The sequence below is a fragment of the Paraburkholderia diazotrophica genome (genome assembly GCF_900108945.1).
GTDB classification, from domain to species: domain Bacteria; phylum Pseudomonadota; class Gammaproteobacteria; order Burkholderiales; family Burkholderiaceae; genus Paraburkholderia; species Paraburkholderia diazotrophica.
The window spans coordinates 1-18,052 of record NZ_FNYE01000046.1; the positions used below are offsets into that span (position 1 = coordinate 1).

At 60.4% G+C, this 18,052-nt stretch carries 18 protein-coding genes and 1 pseudogene; 17 read left to right on the forward strand and 2 right to left on the reverse strand.

The genetic code is table 11. From position 1 onward, the window contains the following. A pseudogene (locus BMW76_RS34470) lies at window positions 1-502 on the reverse strand (site-specific integrase); the annotation flags it as partial. Between the two features lie 135 nt (window positions 503-637). Here BMW76_RS34470 and BMW76_RS34475 point away from each other — a divergent pair. The 16 genes from BMW76_RS34475 to BMW76_RS34550 all read left to right on the forward strand — a co-directional run bounded on the left by BMW76_RS34475 (window position 638) and on the right by BMW76_RS34550 (window position 15,231). Next, window positions 638-820, forward strand: a complete 183-nt coding sequence (locus tag BMW76_RS34475; protein ID WP_090873308.1) for a Flp family type IVb pilin — start codon at window positions 638-640, stop codon at window positions 818-820. 76 nt (window positions 821-896) lie between these two features. Further along, window positions 897-1,445: an A24 family peptidase gene (locus BMW76_RS34480; protein ID WP_090873309.1), complete on the forward strand. Its 549-nt coding sequence runs from the start codon at window positions 897-899 to the stop codon at window positions 1,443-1,445. Between the two features lie 121 nt (window positions 1,446-1,566). Further along, window positions 1,567-2,994 (forward strand): ATP-binding protein, encoded by a 1,428-nt coding sequence (locus BMW76_RS34485; RefSeq protein ID WP_090873310.1) that lies wholly within the window; start codon window positions 1,567-1,569, stop codon window positions 2,992-2,994. Window positions 2,995-3,057: 63 nt separating this feature from the next. Continuing rightward, window positions 3,058-3,906, forward strand: coding sequence for a Flp pilus assembly protein CpaB (cpaB, locus tag BMW76_RS34490; RefSeq protein WP_090873311.1), 849 nt, complete (start codon window positions 3,058-3,060; stop codon window positions 3,904-3,906). Window positions 3,907-3,999: 93 nt separating this feature from the next. Then, window positions 4,000-5,946, forward strand: coding sequence for a type II and III secretion system protein family protein (locus BMW76_RS34495; RefSeq protein ID WP_090873312.1), 1,947 nt, complete (start codon window positions 4,000-4,002; stop codon window positions 5,944-5,946). A gap of 21 nt (window positions 5,947-5,967) precedes the next feature. After that, window positions 5,968-6,270 (forward strand): hypothetical protein, encoded by a 303-nt coding sequence (locus tag BMW76_RS34500; protein WP_090873313.1) that lies wholly within the window; start codon window positions 5,968-5,970, stop codon window positions 6,268-6,270. Window positions 6,271-6,309: 39 nt separating this feature from the next. After that, complete coding sequence (locus tag BMW76_RS34505) at window positions 6,310-7,578, forward strand: pilus assembly protein TadG-related protein (RefSeq protein ID WP_090873314.1); 1,269 nt, start codon at window positions 6,310-6,312, stop codon at window positions 7,576-7,578. Between the two features lie 30 nt (window positions 7,579-7,608). Next, the gene (locus tag BMW76_RS34510; RefSeq protein ID WP_245763502.1) at window positions 7,609-8,076 is read left to right on the forward strand and encodes a TadE/TadG family type IV pilus assembly protein; all 468 of its coding nucleotides are present in this window, start codon (window positions 7,609-7,611) and stop codon (window positions 8,074-8,076) included. After that, window positions 8,073-8,537, forward strand: a complete 465-nt coding sequence (locus BMW76_RS34515; RefSeq protein WP_090873316.1) for a TadE/TadG family type IV pilus assembly protein — start codon at window positions 8,073-8,075, stop codon at window positions 8,535-8,537. Before BMW76_RS34510 ends, BMW76_RS34515 begins: the two co-directional genes overlap by 4 nt. Before the next feature lie 27 nt (window positions 8,538-8,564). Beyond that, the gene (locus BMW76_RS34520) at window positions 8,565-9,746 is read left to right on the forward strand and encodes an AAA family ATPase (RefSeq protein WP_090873317.1); all 1,182 of its coding nucleotides are present in this window, start codon (window positions 8,565-8,567) and stop codon (window positions 9,744-9,746) included. A gap of 17 nt (window positions 9,747-9,763) precedes the next feature. Then, window positions 9,764-11,131 (forward strand): CpaF family protein, encoded by a 1,368-nt coding sequence (locus BMW76_RS34525; protein WP_090873318.1) that lies wholly within the window; start codon window positions 9,764-9,766, stop codon window positions 11,129-11,131. Between the two features lie 66 nt (window positions 11,132-11,197). Next, window positions 11,198-12,175: a type II secretion system F family protein gene (locus tag BMW76_RS34530; RefSeq protein ID WP_090873319.1), complete on the forward strand. Its 978-nt coding sequence runs from the start codon at window positions 11,198-11,200 to the stop codon at window positions 12,173-12,175. A 43-nt stretch (window positions 12,176-12,218) separates the two neighbouring features. Further along, window positions 12,219-13,202, forward strand: coding sequence for a type II secretion system F family protein (locus tag BMW76_RS34535; RefSeq protein ID WP_090873320.1), 984 nt, complete (start codon window positions 12,219-12,221; stop codon window positions 13,200-13,202). Between the two features lie 14 nt (window positions 13,203-13,216). After that, on the forward strand, window positions 13,217-13,699 hold the full coding sequence (locus tag BMW76_RS34540; RefSeq protein WP_090873355.1) for a MarR family winged helix-turn-helix transcriptional regulator: 483 nt from the start codon (window positions 13,217-13,219) through the stop codon (window positions 13,697-13,699). 185 nt (window positions 13,700-13,884) lie between these two features. Further along, window positions 13,885-14,583, forward strand: a complete 699-nt coding sequence (locus BMW76_RS34545; RefSeq protein ID WP_407669065.1) for a methyltransferase family protein — start codon at window positions 13,885-13,887, stop codon at window positions 14,581-14,583. 147 nt (window positions 14,584-14,730) lie between these two features. Then, window positions 14,731-15,231, forward strand: coding sequence for a MarR family winged helix-turn-helix transcriptional regulator (locus tag BMW76_RS34550; RefSeq protein ID WP_090873322.1), 501 nt, complete (start codon window positions 14,731-14,733; stop codon window positions 15,229-15,231). Window positions 15,232-15,400: 169 nt separating this feature from the next. Here BMW76_RS34550 and BMW76_RS34555 read toward each other — a convergent pair whose 3' ends face one another. Continuing rightward, on the reverse strand, window positions 15,401-16,087 hold the full coding sequence (locus BMW76_RS34555; protein ID WP_090873323.1) for a DNA alkylation repair protein: 687 nt from the start codon (window positions 16,085-16,087) through the stop codon (window positions 15,401-15,403). 312 nt (window positions 16,088-16,399) lie between these two features. Here BMW76_RS34555 and BMW76_RS34560 point away from each other — a divergent pair, with 312 nt between their 5' ends. Continuing rightward, window positions 16,400-17,962 carry a multicopper oxidase domain-containing protein gene (locus BMW76_RS34560; RefSeq protein WP_090873324.1) on the forward strand — a complete coding sequence of 521 codons (1,563 nt, stop codon included), beginning with the start codon at window positions 16,400-16,402 and terminating at the stop codon, window positions 17,960-17,962. The last annotated feature ends 90 nt before the right edge of the window (window positions 17,963-18,052 follow it).

The following is an 18,052-nucleotide window of genomic DNA, read 5'->3' on the forward strand; positions in this document are numbered from 1 at the left end:
CAAGCGTTCGTTCAAAACCAACGGCGTCGAAATACCTGATGTAGACAATCCTGTCGCACCAGAGAGGCGATGCAGGAGAAAACAGACCGCGGGCCTGAACCCAACGATAGAAATGAACAACCTGGCGCATCCGCATGGTAGCGGTCGACGGGCTGATCAGGCCGGCATTACGCGCCTCGACGAGTGCACCGCGATAGCGAACCAGACACCGTTCGTCCTTGCGCATGGGAAAGGCGTACCACTTCAAACCCTGAGATTCCAGGAACGTTGCGTAATCCGCCAGGCTACGCAGGTTCGACTCGATGGTCTCAATGGCCACGGCCTCGCGACTGATGCGCTCGACGGCCCAAAGATTGGCCTCCGCCCACGGCGCGCCATCAGCCCAGAATATCTGGGGCAGGGCCCCTGTCTCGCGACCGTAACGCCGCGGCGCGTAAGCCACTGCGCCGTCGACAACCTCGCAGCGGTGCGGAACAAAGTGGATATGTTCGAGCGTAGCCACGGACATCTCCCGTCTTCGGTGTCCATACTGTGCCTGTGGTGGTTTACGCGTCCGTGACACGCATCTTGCCGTTACCGCAGGCGGGCATGTTTAGTGTACCTGAGTAAAACAACTTCTTTTTCAAAGGAGCTTCAAATGCAAAAAACTCTCGACCTGATCCGTGCCTTTGCGCGTGATGAAGATGGTGCAACGGCGATTGAGTATGGTCTGCTGGCCGCGTTGATTTCGGTGGTCATCATCGGTTCGGTCACGCTTGTCGGCACCCAGCTCGACGGTGTGTTCAATTACGTCCAAGGCAAACTTGTGACCCCGGCGTAAACGGATTGATCAAGGAGCGGCCTTTTCACCTTAGGCCGCTCCTTACCAATCAATCGCAAATAGGAACGGCGAACCCATGAACGCTTTCGAATTTCCGGTCGGCATCTGTCTGCTCGTCCTGCTGGCGACGGCAGCAGGTATGGATCTGCATTCGCGCCGCATTCCAAATTGGCTGGTGTTGGCGGGGCTGACGCTGGCGCTTGCGGTGCAGTGGTGGCAGCACGGTGCAGCTCAAGGGTACGCGTCTTGGGGGCTCGGTGTACTGACGGGCGGAGGCCTGTTTCTTCCGCTCTATGCGTTGCGGGGCATGGGCGCAGGCGACGTGAAACTGATGGCGATGGTCGGTGCGTTCGTCGGGCCAGAACTGGCGTTCGAGACCGTGCTGATGACCTGCGTCGTCGGCGGCATCTGGGCGCTGACGGTGGTGATCTTCAAGAACGCATTGAAGTCGACGGGAACCAACATGCTGGCCATCATGCTTTCGGAGAAAGGGCTGAGCGGGAGGCTGTCTGAAACAGGAAAGTACGCCGCATTGCCTTCTGTCGGGTCGCTGCCATATGGCGTCGCTATTGCCTTGGGCACGCTTAGCATCATGGTCCTGCATTCGGGGCATAGCCTCGGTTAATGCGCAACCGGATTCAGAAAGAGAGCCCACGTCGAGAGGCAAGAGAAAGAAAAGACAGCAGAACAGGTAGCAGACAGAGAAGATTTCGCGCAATGCGCGGGACCAATTCGGGGGGTACAACGTGAAAGACGAACAACCGACGGCGCCGCAAGCGTCGGCCGACGTTACGCGTCTCTACGACGCAAGCCGCGCACGGTCAGACGCGGACTTGGCAGGAACGAGCCTGCTGGCGCGCGCGCCGCGGACCATCGCTGAAACGGGCCTCGATCAGACCTTCCTTCTCGAACTTGTCGCCAAGTCCGCTTTCGTGATGGGCAAGGTGTCACTCTCGCAACTGGTGCAGCGGCTCAAGCTCGGCGCCAGCGTGCTAGACAGCGTCGTGTCGTTCGGCGTGCGGGAACGAATTCTGGAAATCGTGCGGCGCGGCGCCAGCGACCTCGATGTCGAACTGCAGCTAACGGACGGCGGACGTCAGCGTGCGTCCGAATTCATGAACCGTTGCCGTTACGTCGGCCCGGCGCCCGTGTCGCTCGCCGCCTATGAAGCGGCGCTGAAACTGCAATCCGTGCGGCACATGCACGTGACGCACGCGCAGGTGCGCGCAGCCTTCGCAGGGCTGACGGTCCGGACCTCGCTGCTCGACGACATTGGCGGAGCGGTCAATAGCGGCAAGCCGGTGATCTTCTTCGGGCCGCCAGGCAGCGGAAAAACTTCGCTTGCCGAACGATTGGGCAATCTGCTGCCGGGGCGCGTCGCGGTGCCGTATGCCGTTGCCGTCGAGAACGAAGTGATCCAGATTTTCGACCCGCTGATTCACGAGCCTGTCACGGTTGCTTCGCGCGACGGTGCGGTGAGTGCGCCCGCCGATGCGCGCTGGCAGATCTGCCGACGGCCCACGGTGCTGTCGGGCGGAGAGCTCACGCTCGAGATGCTCGAGCTGCGCTACGACGCATCCAGCGGCTTCTATCAGGCGCCGCCGCATGTGAAGGCCAATGGTGGTCTTTATGTGGTCGACGACCTGGGACGTCAGCGTGTCGAGCCGGCTGAACTGCTCAACCGCTGGATCGTGCCGTTTGACCGAGGCCGCGACATGTTCACCTTGCATACGGGCTTGCGCTTTTCGCTTCCGTTCGACGTCTGGGTGGCATTTTCGAGCAACTTCTCGCCGGCCGATCTGGGCGATGAGGCCTTTTTCCGGCGCCTCGGCTGCAAGCTGTATGTCGGGGCGCTCGACGTTGCCGAGTACCGGACCGTGTACGAGCGCCGTTGCGAAGAACTGCGCGTGATATCGGACGACGATGCCTTCGAATACCTCGTGCATCACTTGCACATGACGTCTGGCCGACCTTTGCTCGCCTGTTATCCGGGCGACCTTCTGCGCATCGTGCTCGCCAATGCGAAGTACCTGGAACAGCCGGCCATCGCTGACGCGCTGAATCTTCTGCGCGCCTGGAACGCCTATTTCGCAGTGGTCGGTGAGCATGACACGCCACCGCCGCAACAGCAAGGCGCCGCTGAGCGAAGTGCAAAAAAATCAGCGGCCGGTTAATGGACCGGTTAAACGGCCGGAAACCCTAGTCAGAACACAGGTCAGGCATCAGGGAGAGTTGTCATGAAAAACATGCGTGCGTTGGTGATGTTGCTGGTTGCCGCAGTGGCCGGGCTCGGTGCAGTAGCAATGGCATCGCGCTGGCTGATAGACAGGTCGTCGGGCATGACGGCCAAGGTTGCTGTCGCAGCGGTCGACATCAACCTCGGACAACGGCTGAATAACGAATTCATCAAGATGGTGGACTGGCCATCGGGCAGCGTGCCGCCCGGCGCGTTCACCGATGGCCAGACGCTCGATGGGCGCGTGATGAAAAACAGCGTGCTGCGGGGCGAGCCGATTCTCGAAGGCAAGCTCACGCCCGTCGGCACGCAGGGCGGACTCTCGGCTGTAATCGGGGAAGGGCGCCGCGCCATCACCGTGCGTGTGAACGACGTGATTGGCGTCGCGGGTTTCGCGCTGCCGGGCAACTACGTCGACATCATCGTCAGCACGCAGCAGGACAAGGGCACTGACAAGGGCTCGAACAAGGACGAGAGCATTTCGAAGATTGTGCTGGAGAAGATTCTCGTGCTGGCCGTTGCCCAGGAAGTCGGCCGCGACGAGACCAAGCCGAAAGTGGTCAACGCCGTCACGCTCGAAGTCACGCCTGAACAGGCAGAGAAGCTCGATCTGGCGCGCAGTGTCGGGACGTTGTCGCTCGTGTTGCGCAACCAGATCGACACGGCAACGCTGCCGACGACGGGCGCGACTAAATTCACACTGCTCGGCACGCAAGCCCCCGTGGCAGCCTCGGCGCCTGCGGCGGCGCCCGTGCGCCCCGTCCGGGCGCACTATGCGGCACGCCCGGCTACGCCGCGTGACTGCATCGGTGTGCTGTCGGGCGTGCTGGGCAGTGTCGAATGTTTCTAGACCGGTTGCGGCCGTTCTGACCGGGTCGCCGTGGCTGGTAACAACAAGGCAGGAACGCGAGTCTCGACTTGCAGATATCGGGGGCATGACGAAATGAAAACGAAACCAGGATTCTCATCCTGCATCATCAAGCAACGCTGCTCGCTGGGCAGCAAGGCGATCGCCGCGATGGTTTGCTTTGGACTGGTCGGTGCGCAGACTGTCCAGGCACAAGAGGTGTTCGAATTTCCGATGATGGCGAAGCGCGGCGCGACACCGCCGTTGCCGGCAGGCCGCGGCGCGACGCCGATGACGCTCGCGATGGGCGGGCCTGCTGGCGTTGCAGGCGCCGCAGGTGTGGCAAACGGACCTCTGCCTTTGCGCGGGCCAAGCTGCACGGGCGAAATCCGCGATGAAACGACGGTCAACGTGTCCGTCGGGAAATCGGTTCTCGTGCCCCTTATGGAGCCTGCGCGCAACCGCACACTCGGCAATCCGACGGTCGCACAGGCCGCGTTGGTGTCGCCGCGTACGCTCTATGTCGTCGGCATGACGGTCGGCACGACCAACATGATCGTGCAGGGCAAGAGCGGCGGCTGCCAGATGATCAATGTCATCGTCAATATCGACGCCAACGGGTTGCAGCAGGCACTCGGACAGCTGATGCCCGAAGAGCGGGGCATCCGCGTATCGACGGCGGCCGGCAACCTCGTGCTCGGTGGTCACGTGTCGAGCGCACCCGCCGCGCAACAGGCAATGCAGATCGCGCAGGCCTTCGCAGACTCGCAACCCACGCAGCAACAGCAGGCAGCCTCGGCAACGTCCGGCAACGGCACGTCGAGCACGAGCCAGCAGAGTTCGAGCACCAGCAAGGCGGCCACCGTGATCAACATGATGGCCGTCGACACGCCACAGCAGGTGATGCTGGAAGTCAAGGTAGCGGAAGTGTCGAAGACGCTGATGAACCAGCTAGGATCGGCCCTCAATATTCAGGGCGGCTTCGGCTCGTGGACGGGGGCGCTCGTGAGCAATCTGCTCGCGGGCGTCACGAGCGCACTGGCCGTCAGCAAGGCCAACAACCGCCCGTTCAATCTCGCCGTCGATGCGCAGAAGACCGACAACCTGATCAAGATCCTCGCCGAACCGAACCTCGTGACGATCAGCGGTCAGGAAGCCACGTTCCTCTCGGGCGGCAAGATCTTCATTCCCATTCCCCAAAGCAGCGGCAACGGCGTATCGAGCATCACGCTGCAGGAAGAAGAGTTCGGCGTCGGGCTCAAGTTCACGCCGACCGTGCTGTCTGGAGGGCGGATCAGCCTGAAGGTGGCGCCTGAAGTGTCCGAACTGTCACCCACAGGTGTGGCGGTCTCGGCTTCGGGCTTGACGGGTGTTTCCATTCTGCCGCTCATCAACACGCGTCGCGCGTCGACGGTCGTGCAGATGCACGACGGCGAGTCGTTTGCGATCGGCGGACTGCTGAGCAACAACGTGTCGGGCGCGCTGAAAGCCATTCCCGGTCTTGGCGAAGTGCCCGTGCTCGGCGCGTTGATGCGTAGCACATCGTTCCAGCAGGACCTGACGGAACTCGTGTTCATCGTTACGCCGCATCTGGTGAAGCCGCTGCAAACCGCGAACCTGCCGCTGCCGACGGACTCCTTCTCACAAACGAACGAAGTGGATGTGTACGCGACGGGCAACATGGAAGGCCGTCATGGCAAGTATTCCGCTGCGCCCGCTGGGACCGAGCCTGGTAATGCGCCAGCGTCGGCACCTGTGCCCGCTCCCGCACCTCAGGCGCCTGCCGCACCCGTGTCGAATGCACTGCCGCCGCATGACACGCCGAGCACCTCGAGCGCGCCCGCGCAACCGGCCGCGTCCGGCAATGCAGCGCCGCCACAGAAGGTCGAGCCGTCGGCTCAACCCGTTGTGCTCAATCCGGTGACGGACGAACAGGCAGCACGGATTGCCCGCATCGAGAGCGCCGCTCGCCGGATCGCTGCACGCGAGGGACGGCAGGATGTCGCGAACACCGATGCTTCACGCCATGCGCTGAACCACTGAATTCACGCCAAGGGGAATCTCATGAAACTCGCACATGTTGTTTTCGCGCGCTGGGCAGCGCTGGCGGTGTCGGTCTGCGGCGCGCTGGGTGGATGCATGTCCAGCACGCCGATCTGGGATGCACATGTGGGTGAAGCGTTGAAGACGGTCACCCAGGCTCAGATTATCGACCCGCATGCGGGAGAGCACGCGCCGTCCACGCAGGGCGTGGATGGCAAGTCCGCAGCATCCGCAATGGCCAACTACGACAAGTCGTTCAAGGAAGTCGTGCCGACGCCGAATGCCTTCGTGATCGGCGTAGGCAGCGGCAGCGTGGGCCAATAACAACGGCAACCTGATAACAACAGTTTCGAGGAGATCGTCATGCGTCGCGTCAACCGTTCTGATGCATATGGTGCTGCGCATCGGCGCGAGCGCGGCGTTGTGGCGATCATCGTAGCACTCACGCTTGCGGTGCTTGTCGCCTTCGCCGGTCTCGCGATCGATCTGGGCAAGCTGTATGTCGCGAAAACCGAACTGTCCAACGCTGCGGATGCGTGCGCTCTGGCAGCAGCGCGCGACCTGACGAAAGCGGTCTCTCTTGCGGCACCCGAAGCCGCGGGCATGACGGTTGGATCGATCAACCGTGTGGTGCTGCAGAGCGAGAACGTCTCGCTGAGCACCAACGGCAACGTCACGTTCAGCAAACAGTTTGCCGGTCCCTATCTGACCAAGGACCAGTTCACGGCGGCGGACGTGCCGAGTATTGGCTACGTGCGCTGTACGGTGAGCCGCACGGGCATTGCGAACTGGTTCATGCAGGTGCTCGACGCCACGCTCGGCACGTCGGCCGTTGCCGCGACTGCTGTGGCGTCGACCACGCAATCGCAGACGACCTGCGCGCTGCCCGTTGCCATCTGCAAGCCGGCCGCCGGTAGCTCCTACAACGTGGGGGACTGGGTGTCCAGCAAGGTAGGTTCGGACAATCAGTTGACTGGCAACTTCATGTGGGTCGCGTACCCTGGTCAGAACGTGCCGGACATGAAAACGCTTCTCACGGGTTCGGGACAGTGCACGTTGCCGACGCTCGGTACACAGGTCGGCCATACCGGCAACATCCAGAGTATGGACGACGCCTGGAACACCCGTTTCGGTATCTACCATGGCTCATACAATCCGCCGCCGGATCCCACCGGGATATCCGATTTTACGGGCTTTGCCTATTCGCCCGTTACGCAGCTCAACGGGTCGTATCCGACGAGGAATGTCTTCCCGGATTTCCGCGACAACCAGCGGCCGAACCACACGCCTTATCAGGGCCACGACAAGACGACGAATCTCCTTGAGGTTCAGGGCACGACCCAGTCGAGCACCTACTACTCAAGCGGCGCCGACCGGCGGCTGGCGCTTGTGCCGGTGACCGACTGTGCTGCGTTACAAGCTGGCAGCCAGAAATCGGCGATCGACTCATGGGCCTGCGTGCTGATGCTGCACCCGATGGAGAAAGGCGGCAGCAAGAGCGGGCTTGATGGCACGATCTACCTGGAGTACCGCGGTGACGCGACCGATCCCTCCACGCCCTGCGCAACACAGGGTATCCCGGGAAGCACTTCTGCTGGCATCGGGCCGATGGTGCCGGTACTGGTTCAATAGGGGACTGTCATGCACTCGCAAAGAAAATCGATGCGCAGAATGCGAGGCGCGGTGGCTGTCGAGTTCGCGCTTGTGGCAGTGCCGCTGATCACGCTGCTGCTTGGCATCGCTGAATTTGGGCATGCGTTCTATCAGTACAACACGGTCGCGAAGTCAGTGCGGGATGCGACGCGTCTGCTGTCGGCGTATGACCCGACCGACGCCGCAGGCTATCCGCTTGCACAAGCGCAGTGTCTTGCTGTCTATGGCACGACAGACTGTTCAGGATCGCCTCTTGTCGATGGTCTGAAAACGAACATGGTCGTGGTGTGTGACCAGGTCAACACTGCTGGGTGCACAGGACAGTTCAAGAACGTGCCAACCAATCCGGCCGCCGAGACGATCAATCTTGTGCAGGTCAAGGTCACCGGCTATCCGTACTCGCAGATCACCGGGTTCTTCAATCTTGGGGGCCTTGTCTTCGGGGACATCAGTTGCGTCATGAGGCAGGTGCTATGAACAGGCTCAACATCCATCGTCTACCCTGCGCCCGTCGCCAGCGTGGCGTCGCAGCGCTCGAGTTCGCCTTGATATCTACGGTGTTCTTCACGCTGCTGATCGGCATCATGGAGATGGGACGCGTGCTGTTCTACTGGAACACGGCAGGGGAGGCCACGCGGATGGGCGCGCGAGTGGCCGTGGTGTGCGACATCAACAGCAGCCAGTCAGCAAGCAATCCAGTGATCAGGGATATGCAGCGCCTATTGCCGATTCTGCAGCCTTCCAACGTAACCGTGACATACGCGCCAGCGGGCTGTGACGCCACATCATGCACTTCGGTCACGGTTGCCATCGCCAACGTTGCGGTCAATACCGTCGTGCCCTTCGTGCCATTCAACCTGACCATGCCGCCATTCTCGACGAGATTGCCGAGAGAAAGCCTGAACAGCGTGGGCGGGACCAATCCCACCTGTAGCTAAGCCATCGCCCGTGACAGGAAGAATGAAATGATCGACATCCTCATAATCTCACCCGATCCAGCACATGCCGGCGCGATTGCGCGGATTGTCGAGGCGGGAGACTCTCACCATCGGGTCAAAACTTCGATGGCAGAATTGTCGGATCTCTGCGCGAACAAAGAAGCGCTCGATGGCGTTGACCTGCTGATGTTTGACGGCGCACAACTGGCACAACAGGACTTCGATGCGCTGTCGGCTATTGCGACGAAGCATGCCGATTTGACCTGCATGCTGCTGACGCCGTCGCCGTCAGCCGACCTGCTCATTCGCGCAATGCGCGCGGGGGTGCGGGACGTCCAGCCGTGGCCGGCCGATCATCAGGATTTGCGGCATGCCATCGAACGCATCGCCACGAGGTCGAACGGAGCACGACGCGACGGCAGGGTAATCTCATTCATTTCCTGCAAGGGCGGAAGCGGCACATCGTTCCTTGCGGCAAATGTGGCGTTTGCGGCGTCGACAGCGGGCAAGCGCGCGTTGCTGATCGATCTCAACCAGCAATTTGGCGAAGCGGCTTTTCTCGTCTCGGAAGTTACACCGCCCGCAACGCTGGCCGATGTGAGTGCACAGATCGAGCGGCTCGATCCCGCGTTTCTCGATGCTTGCCTGACCCATGTCAGCGACGGTTTCGATGTGCTGGCGGGTGCGCCCGATCCGGCCAAAGCGAAAGAAATCAAGCCAGACCATTTGCAGCGCATCCTGAATCTGGTGAGACATCAGTACGATCTCGTCATCTTCGATATCGGTCAAAGCATCAGCAATGTGTCTATCGCGGCGCTCGACCAGAGCGACTGCATTTTCCCGGTGCTGCAACTGAGCCTGCCGTATCTGCGCGGCGGCCGGCGTCTGCTCGATATCTTCCGCTCGCTCGGCTATCGCGGTGAAAAGGTGCGCGTGCTGGTCAATCGCTATGAGAAGAAAGGGCCGGTGGGGTTGCCGGAGCTGGAAAAGGCATTGGGCCTGCGGGTGGCGAGCGTGATTCCGGAAGATGGCGCTTCGGTGTCGGCGTCGATCAATCAGGGCGTGCCGATCCTGCGGCTCGCCCGATCGAGCGGCGTGGCCAAAGGTCTCTGTGAACTGGTGCGCTCGCTGTCGCCGCCGCAACCCCAGACCGAACGGGGCGGCATCCTGCAGAAATTCTTCGGCAGGCCGGCGCTGAGCCGGGCGTGAGATAGAGGAGAGAAAAAATGGATAACGTATTGACGCTACGCGAACAATTCTCCGACCTGGGCGGCGCATCCGCTCAGGATGAGAACCTCAACCGCAACCGGATGGCCAAGCGCGCGTATCAGGAGCTTAAGAGGAACGTTCACCAGGCCATCATCGACCGTGTCGAGCTGGAGAAGCTTCAGCGTCTTTCGACCGAGCAGATTCAGCATGAATTGGCGCAACTGGTCGAGCGCATCGTCGAAGAAGACAACGTGCCGATCAACGAGGTCGAGCGGCGGCATCTCGTGCGCGACGTGCGCGACGAAATGCTCGGCTTCGGCCCGCTCGAACCGTTACTGGCCGACCCGACCGTCTCCGACATTCTTGTAAATACATACAAGCAGATCTATGTCGAACGGCGCGGCAAGCTGGAACTGACCGACGTGACGTTCTACGACGATGCGCATCTGATGAAAGTGATCGAGAAGATCGTATCTCGTGTGGGCCGCCGCGTCGATGAATCGAACCCGATGGTCGATGCACGTCTGCCCGACGGATCGCGCGTGAATGCGATCATTCCGCCATCGGCCATTGACGGACCTCTGATGTCCATTCGCCGGTTCGCAGTCAACCCGTTGGGTGTGAAAGATCTGATTGAGTATCAAAGCGTCACGCCGCCGATGATGCAGGTGCTCGAAGCGCTGTCCGCCGCTAAGGTGAACGTGCTGGTTTCGGGCGGCACGGGCAGCGGTAAGACGACGCTGCTCAACTTGCTGTCGGGTTTCATTCCATCCGATGAGCGGATCGTGACGATTGAAGATGCGGCCGAGCTCCAATTGCGCCAGGCGCACGTGCTGCGGCTCGAGACGCGTCCGCCCAACATCGAGGGCAAGGGCGAGATCACGCAGCGCTCGCTGGTACGCAATGCACTGCGGATGCGGCCAGACCGGATCATCCTTGGCGAAGTGCGCGGCGCGGAGGCGCTGGACATGCTGCAGGCGATGAATACCGGGCACGAAGGATCGCTTGCAACAATACACGCCAACACGCCGCGCGATGCGCTGACGCGACTCGAAAACATGATTGGCATGGCGGGATTGAATCTGCCGCCGAAGTCCGCACGCCACCAGATCAGCTCGGCAATCGGTGTCATCATCCAGGCAGCCCGCCTGACGGATGGGCGCCGGAAAATCACCAGCATCTCGGAAATTACGGGGATGGAGGGCGACGTTATCAACCTGCAGGAGATCTTCGCGTTCAAGCGCTCGGGAGTCGACAAAGACGGGAAGGTGTGCGGGCATTTTTGCGCGACGGGCGTGCGGCCAAAGTTCTCCGAGAGGCTCCAGGCGTTCGGTGTCGCGGTGCCTGATACGCTGTACGACCCGAGCCGGCACTATCCGGTGTAACGGCAACGGCCATGCGGGAACGGAGTGGCGCGGAAAGACCGCTGCTCAATGGAGAGGGGCATCCTCATGAACTTCGCATTCTATGCATTTGTCATTCTGGTGTTCTTTTCGATCATCCTGTTGATCGAGGCCGCTTATCTCTGGTGGAAAAGCAAGCACAGCAGCGAGGCAAAACGCGTCGAAAGCCGTATCCGCATGATGTCCGCCAGCGGACATGGCGATGAGAGCGCGGTGTCGATTCTCAAGCAGCGCGAACTGAGCACATCGCCACTTTTGACAAAGGTGCTGCTGTTGGTGCCGCGCATCCGGACGGTAGACCGCTGGCTGGTTCAGTCCGGGTTGGACTGGTCGGTGGGCAAACTTCTCGCCTACACCGCATTTGCGCCACTCGTGGTCTGGATCGCCGGCAGCGTGGTCTATGTGCCGCTGCTGCCGCTTCTTGCTGCGATCCTGATCGCCAGCATGATCGCGCCATTCAGGGTCAATCGCGCGAAGACGAAGCGGATGAGGCAGATCGAGGCACAGTTGCCCGAGGCTACCGACATGATCGGCCGGTCACTGCGGGCCGGACATTCGTTCTCGACGGCGCTCGGCATGGTGGGGGATGAAATGCCCGAGCCGATCGGCAACGAGTTTCGCACGACATTCGATCAGATCAATTTCGGCGTGTCGCTCAATGACGCACTGGGCGGACTCGCCAACCGCATACCGATCAGTGACCTGCGCTACTTCGTGATCGCAGTGCTGATTCAGCGCGAGAGCGGCGGTAACCTGGCTGAAATTCTCGACAACATCAGCCAGATGATCCGGGCACGGCTGGCGCTGCTCGGCAAGGTCAAGGTCCTGGCGTCTGAAGGCAAGCTATCGGCCTGGATTCTGGGAGTCCTGCCATTCGCGATGGCATTGCTGATCTCGATTCTGAATCCAGGCTTCCTTCGGGTGTTGTGGACCGATTCGGCTGGTATCAAGATGGTCGGCGGGGCGCTCGTGATGATGGCGTGGGGTGTGATCTGGATGCGAAAAATCATCCGTATCCATGTTTAAAAAGAAGCGTGTCATTTTCATTCTTTGAGGATGGGGCGATCCCATACACGCCATGAAAACTGAACAACTCATATTACTGGCCGCCGTATTCGCGATTGTCGCCCTTGCTTCATTCGGCCTGATGGCATTGCTGATGCCAAATTCGATACACCGCCGCCTCAGCAAGCTCACCATCGACGAGCAGTCCTTGCCGCAGGTGGCTGACGGCGAAGAGGCACAATGGGTAAAGAAGATTGCGGAAGCCTCGAAGCCGATCGCAAAGCTTTCGATCCCCAAAGAGGGCTGGGAACATTCGGCGCTGCGCACAAAATTCATGCACGCCGGCTGGCGCAGCGCGTCTGCTCCCGGGGTTTTCTTTGCAGCCAAGACGGCCTTGGTGATCGCGCTGCCCCTTGTCTGCCTCGCGGTGGCTGGCCCGTATCTGTCGAACCAAAAGAATCATCTGCTTCTCTTGTTGCTGCTCGTGCTGGCGAGCCTGGGCTATTACCTGCCAAATATCACGCTTTCGCGCCGGGTGCGTCAGCGCCAGCAAACTATTTTCGAGGACTTTCCTGACGCGCTGGACCTGCTTACGGTTTGCGTGGAAGCGGGCCTCGGGCTGGATGCGGCGCTGATGAAAGTAGCTGATGAAATGCACGTCAAGAGCAGGACACTGAGTGATGAGTTGCAACTTCTTCTTTTGGAGCTCAGAGCGGGGATGAGCAAGGAAACTGCGCTCAAGAACCTTGCACGACGAACAGGTGTCGAGGAAATCGATGTGCTGGTCGCGATGCTGATTCAGGCCGAACGCTTCGGCACAAGCATGGGTGATTCGTTGCGCGTACATTCTGATAACCTTCGGCTTAAGCGGCGGCTTAAGGCGGAAGAGGCTGCCGGGAAGATTGCGGTCAAGCTGCTGTTTCCGCTGATATTCTGCATATTTCCGACGCTGATGCTGGTATTGCTGGGGCCAGCATTCATTCAGGTTCTTCGCGTGCTCTTGCCGACGATGGCTGGCCATGCAGGCGGCGCAACGCCGTTTCAGTGATGGCGGGAGAGACCATGACACGTATTCCTAACGAACGCGTAAATATCATCAGGCTCAGGTTCATACTTGGCGTCAAATTGGCCGCCTTCAACCAGTTCGTGGCCGCGCAACTGGGGCTAAGCGTTACCGACCTGGAATGCCTCGAAGCTGCCTATTACGACGAAGTGCAACCCGTCACTCCAGGCCGGCTGTCGAAACTGATGGGGCTGTCTCCAGGCAGTATCACGACATCCGTGAAGAACCTGGAAAAAGCCGGACTGCTAAGCCGCGAACCCGATCCAACCGATGGACGGCGCATTCTTTTGCGTTTTATTCCAGGTAGTCGTGCAACGATCAATGCCTGTTTCGAGCCGGTCAACCGTAACCTCGCCGACCTTGATGGAACGCTCGATAGTGAGGAACTGGAAAGCGTAAGAAAGTACTTCTCCGGACTGCTGAAGATCATTGACGATTACATGGCCGACAACCAGCGGGTTTGTGTGAGATTGCGATCATGAGATTGTGTCCTGCTGCGTTTTATTCCAGACAGGCGTGCGGCGGTTAATGTCTGTTTCGAACCGATCAATCGCGAGATGAATATCTTTGACGGCGCACAGGTAGCGACGAACTGAAAAGCGTAATAAGTACTTATTCGGACTGTCGGCAGAGTCTAACTGCACACCAAACACAACGGGGCAAGGGTATGGGTACGATCGTCGATGAGGGCAGTAACTCGGCAGCGCAATGCGCGGCATGCTCGGAACCCGTTGCCCCGCCGGCTTCACCAAGAGCCGTGGATGCGCTGTTCGAAGTGACAACACGGGCATGCGCGGCAGTGATGCTGGGGATTTTCAGCTATGCGGCGATTCTCCACTGGCTTGCCGATCCTGGGCGCGTCACGTTATTGTTACTGGTCTTAGCGCAATGCTTCACAGTGGGCCTGTCTCTGTTCTCACGTGTCCCTGTCCGACGCGACTGGACACCGTTCGCGTACATCTGCTCGATGGGCGCTACATACTACTTTCTCGCCGTTCAACTCAGACCTGGTTTTCAGGTTGTGCCCGAGGCGGTGGGTGCGGCGCTTCAGGTTGCCGGTATCTGCTGGCAGATTTTTGCGAAGGCTTCGCTGCGTCGCTCGTTCGGGATATTGCCCGCGAATCGCGGGGTCGTTTCGACGGGTGCGTATCGTTTCGTAAGACATCCGATGTACCTCGGATATTTCATCGAAGACGTCGGCTTTCTGCTGTCAAACTTCGGCATACAGAACGTGTTGGTATTTGTGATTCAGTTTGGCTTGCAAGCGTGCAGAATCGCACGGGAGGAACGGCTCCTGAATGATGACGCGCTTTATCGTGCGTACAGAAGCAATGTTCGATATCGCGTCCTGCCGGGACTCTACTAAATGCGTTATCGCGACATGTCGTTGTAATTGCAACCGGCGCCGGCGGGTGATGGCTTACTGACCCACGAGGCAATGCTGATCAAGTCCCAGGCAGCGTGCAAAAACAATGAAGCAACTGACACTGGCGATGACGGTCGCAGTTGAACCATGAAACGTGCCACTGAAGAACGCGTCGATGTTGTCAGGCTCCGGTTTCTGCTGGGTGTCAAACTGGCGGCTTTCAACCAGTTTGTGGCGAGGCAGCTGGGATTGAGCGTTACCGACCTGGAATGCCTCGAAGTCGCCTATTACGACGAAGTGCAACCCGTTACCCCGGGCCGGCTGTCGAAACTGATGGGGCTATCGCCAGGCAGTATCACGACTTCCCTGAAGAACCTCGAAAATGCCGGTCTGATAAGACGCGAGCCCGACCCGACCGATGGGCGGCGCATTCTGTTGCGTTTCATTCCGGGCAGCCGCGCAACGATCAATGCGTGGTTCGAACCTGTCAACCGCAACCTGGCCGACCTTGATGGGACGCTCGATAGTGAAGAGCTAGCCAATATCAAGAAGTACTTCCTGGGGCTGTTGAAGATCATCGATGACTACATGGCCGACAACCAGCCAGTTTGCGTAACGCTGCGGGATCGCGAGTCGTCGCGGCTCTGATGTACTGGCAAACTCGATTCGCATTCGCTGCACCGCCATCTGGCCCGCAACGACTGCGCGCGCTGGCGTGGCAAACTGAATTGGCTGCGCCGGTTCCGGTTTTGCGCGCAAGTACCGATGCAGCAATCGCGTATCGCTGTTCCACTTCAACGCCCTCACCCAACCGCTATCAAAGCCGTTTTAGCGCTTCTCGCACGGTCAGCGGAGACAGCGTATGCATGTTGACGCGCACGAACTTACGCACGGACGCGTCATCCCATCTGGCGTAGTCGCGCAACGCCCAGCCGATGGCCTTGCGAATGAAAAATTCCTTTTCGCCAGCCAATTGCTCCGCGTAGCAGAACAGGCGTTGCGTATCGGTGTTCAGTCGCCATCCACGCTGATGCAGCATGGCTGCGCGGCGAACCCAGAAGTTTGCGTCCCATACCCATTCGTCCATCGACGCCTGGCCCTTGCCCGACGCACGATCGCTCGCGAGTAGCACGGCACCGATGACCGAGGTCAATCCGTCAACGGTTTCCCACCACGATTCCTGTTCGAGCAGTTGGCGCAGTGTCGAAATATCGTCGGTCGATAGCAAACGATGGTGTCGCATGAGCAGGTCGATGGCCGTGTAGCAGTATTCGCGCTCTGCCTTGTTCCACAGTACTTGAGCCGCGTCGAGCAGCGCATGCGACGACTGCCAGGGTTGTGCGATCAGCATCCTGACCGCACCGCGCCGAACCGGCGCAGGTAGCCCAAGAAATACATAGCGGTTCAACATGTACCGCTCCATCTTCGCCGCCTGTTCAGGATTTGCGAGCGGCCGGAATGCCGCCTCGACGGCATCGGCGAATTGCTTCGGTCTCGTGCTCACGCGTCCCTCGTTCTGCTTGCCGCATTTATACGACGGACGCTATCACACCCGCCCGGCGCAAAGACTCCCGTCGCGCGCGTCACGCGCGTCACGCACGTCACCCGCGCCCATTGGATGCGCGTGCGTTGCCGCTTATTCCCCGATCCTGTTGGGTCAACCCTACCGCAAGTGTAGGGAGGTGCCCCATCCCGCCGTTCGTTGCCCATCTGCAGAATCCAGATACGGGAAGGTGTGACGATGCATCTGGTCCCGTGATCGCAGAGCCCGACAGCAGCGCGCCCCCGCGCTGACTGACTCCTCAGCGGAGGTCCTATGTTCAGTACCCTCGCATATCGCAACGGCGTGGCGGCGCTGTTGCTGCTGTTGTTCGCGTTGCCGTCCTTCGCGCAGTCGTTCCGCGTGCAATGTCCGCTCACCACTACGCTGCATCCGAATGCATTGCCGGTTGGCGCAGGCGAACCTGCCTACACGGGCCCGTCCTTCACGGGATCGACCTCTCAGCCGACGAACGTCGTGAACGGCGCGATCAAATGCCAGCAGATCTCGGGCGGCGACGGCTATGCGACGATGGCCGACGGCACGCAGACCTATCTGTTCGCATTCGGCCCGTTGTCGGGTCTCGCCGACATCAAGAAGGGACTGCCGGGCACCGAGTTCGCGTCGGTGTTCAACGTGGTCGGCACGGCCGCCGATCCCAACTACAACGGCGCGATCGGCCTCGTGCCCGATCCGGACTCGACGCCGCCGGGGCAGCTGACGGGCCACGTCGATCCGCGGCAGATCATGGACGTGGGCGTGATGAACGGCAACATGCCCGCGCCGACGATGGCCATCGACGAGGACGACGAGTTCTTCCTCACGCTGACCAACGTCGGCATGATCATGCGGCCCGACCTGTTCGAGCAGCATACGGTGCACTTCCACGGCTATCCGAATGCGTCGTCGTTCTTCGACGGCGTGCCGGACGCGTCGGTCGCGATCAATATCGGCGCGAGCTTCACGTACTACTACCTCGCGCCCGACGCCGGCACCTACTTCTGGCACTGCCACATCACGCCGCCTGAGCATTTGCAGATGGGCATGGTCGGGCAGATTTTCGTGAGGCCGCGCCAGAACCGCGTGGCGGGCGGCGCCAAGCTCTACGATGCGCTGCTGCAGCAACAAAAAGATCCGCGCACCGCGTGCGGCAACGACATTCTCTGCTCGACGCCGCTGCCGCCGCCGAACGGATACATGCATGCGAATAACAGGAACGGCACGCCGACGCTCTACGCGTACAACGACGGCGACGGTACGACGGCCTATGACGTCGAGTACCCGCTGCAGATTCATGGCTTCGATCCGAACTTCCACTTCGTGGGCATGACGTTCAATCCGGAGCCGTTCACCGACGAGAAGGACAAGTACTTCCTGCTCAACGGCCGCAGCTATCCCGACACCGTCACGCAAGGTCCGATCCAGACGCCCGTCGCCGACGGCTCGCAGCACTTCTCGCAGCCGCTGCCCGCGCTCATCAACATTCCGGCCGGCGGCAAGGCGCTCTTGCGGATCTCGGACCTCGACACGAGCGAATTCCAGACGCTCGCCTCGCTGGGAATTCCGATGCACGTGATCGGTATCAACGCGCGACTTTTGCGCGACCTGGCGGGCAACGACATGACCTATATGACCAACTCGATCACGCTCGGCGGCGGCGAGTCGATCGACGTGATTCTCGACGCGAGCGATACGACGCGCTACGCGGCGGGCTCCGTCTTCTATCTGTACACGCCGAACCTCGATCACCTGTCGAACGATGCCGAGAATTTCGGCGGATTGATGACCGAGGTCCACATCTGTCATTCGGTGGACCCGACCACGAAGTCCTGCACCTAGGAGATGAGCCGTGGGCAACATCATCGACAACTTCTGGCGCGCAAGACACGCGCGCCGCGGACCGGCGCTGCGTTTTACGCTCGCCCACGC

What these genes read in the sequence shown, in the direction of transcription:
- BMW76_RS34480 (WP_090873309.1), top strand. Translation starts at nt 897, where the DNA reads ATGAACGCTTTCGAATTTCCGGTCGGCATCTGTCTGCTCGTCCTGCTG.
- BMW76_RS34550 (WP_090873322.1), top strand. Translation starts at nt 14,731, where the DNA reads ATGAAACGTGCCACTGAAGAACGCGTCGATGTTGTCAGGCTCCGGTTT.
- BMW76_RS34515 (WP_090873316.1), top strand. Translation starts at nt 8,073, where the DNA reads ATGAACAGGCTCAACATCCATCGTCTACCCTGCGCCCGTCGCCAGCGT.
- BMW76_RS34495 (WP_090873312.1), top strand. Translation starts at nt 4,000, where the DNA reads ATGAAAACGAAACCAGGATTCTCATCCTGCATCATCAAGCAACGCTGC.
- BMW76_RS34545 (WP_407669065.1), top strand. Translation starts at nt 13,885, where the DNA reads ATGGGTACGATCGTCGATGAGGGCAGTAACTCGGCAGCGCAATGCGCG.
- BMW76_RS34475 (WP_090873308.1), top strand. Translation starts at nt 638, where the DNA reads ATGCAAAAAACTCTCGACCTGATCCGTGCCTTTGCGCGTGATGAAGAT.
- cpaB (WP_090873311.1), top strand. Translation starts at nt 3,058, where the DNA reads ATGAAAAACATGCGTGCGTTGGTGATGTTGCTGGTTGCCGCAGTGGCC.
- BMW76_RS34505 (WP_090873314.1), top strand. Translation starts at nt 6,310, where the DNA reads ATGCGTCGCGTCAACCGTTCTGATGCATATGGTGCTGCGCATCGGCGC.
- BMW76_RS34560 (WP_090873324.1), top strand. Translation starts at nt 16,400, where the DNA reads ATGTTCAGTACCCTCGCATATCGCAACGGCGTGGCGGCGCTGTTGCTG.
- BMW76_RS34540 (WP_090873355.1), top strand. Translation starts at nt 13,217, where the DNA reads ATGACACGTATTCCTAACGAACGCGTAAATATCATCAGGCTCAGGTTC.
- BMW76_RS34530 (WP_090873319.1), top strand. Translation starts at nt 11,198, where the DNA reads ATGAACTTCGCATTCTATGCATTTGTCATTCTGGTGTTCTTTTCGATC.
- BMW76_RS34525 (WP_090873318.1), top strand. Translation starts at nt 9,764, where the DNA reads ATGGATAACGTATTGACGCTACGCGAACAATTCTCCGACCTGGGCGGC.
- BMW76_RS34510 (WP_245763502.1), top strand. Translation starts at nt 7,609, where the DNA reads ATGCGCAGAATGCGAGGCGCGGTGGCTGTCGAGTTCGCGCTTGTGGCA.
- BMW76_RS34500 (WP_090873313.1), top strand. Translation starts at nt 5,968, where the DNA reads ATGAAACTCGCACATGTTGTTTTCGCGCGCTGGGCAGCGCTGGCGGTG.
- BMW76_RS34520 (WP_090873317.1), top strand. Translation starts at nt 8,565, where the DNA reads ATGATCGACATCCTCATAATCTCACCCGATCCAGCACATGCCGGCGCG.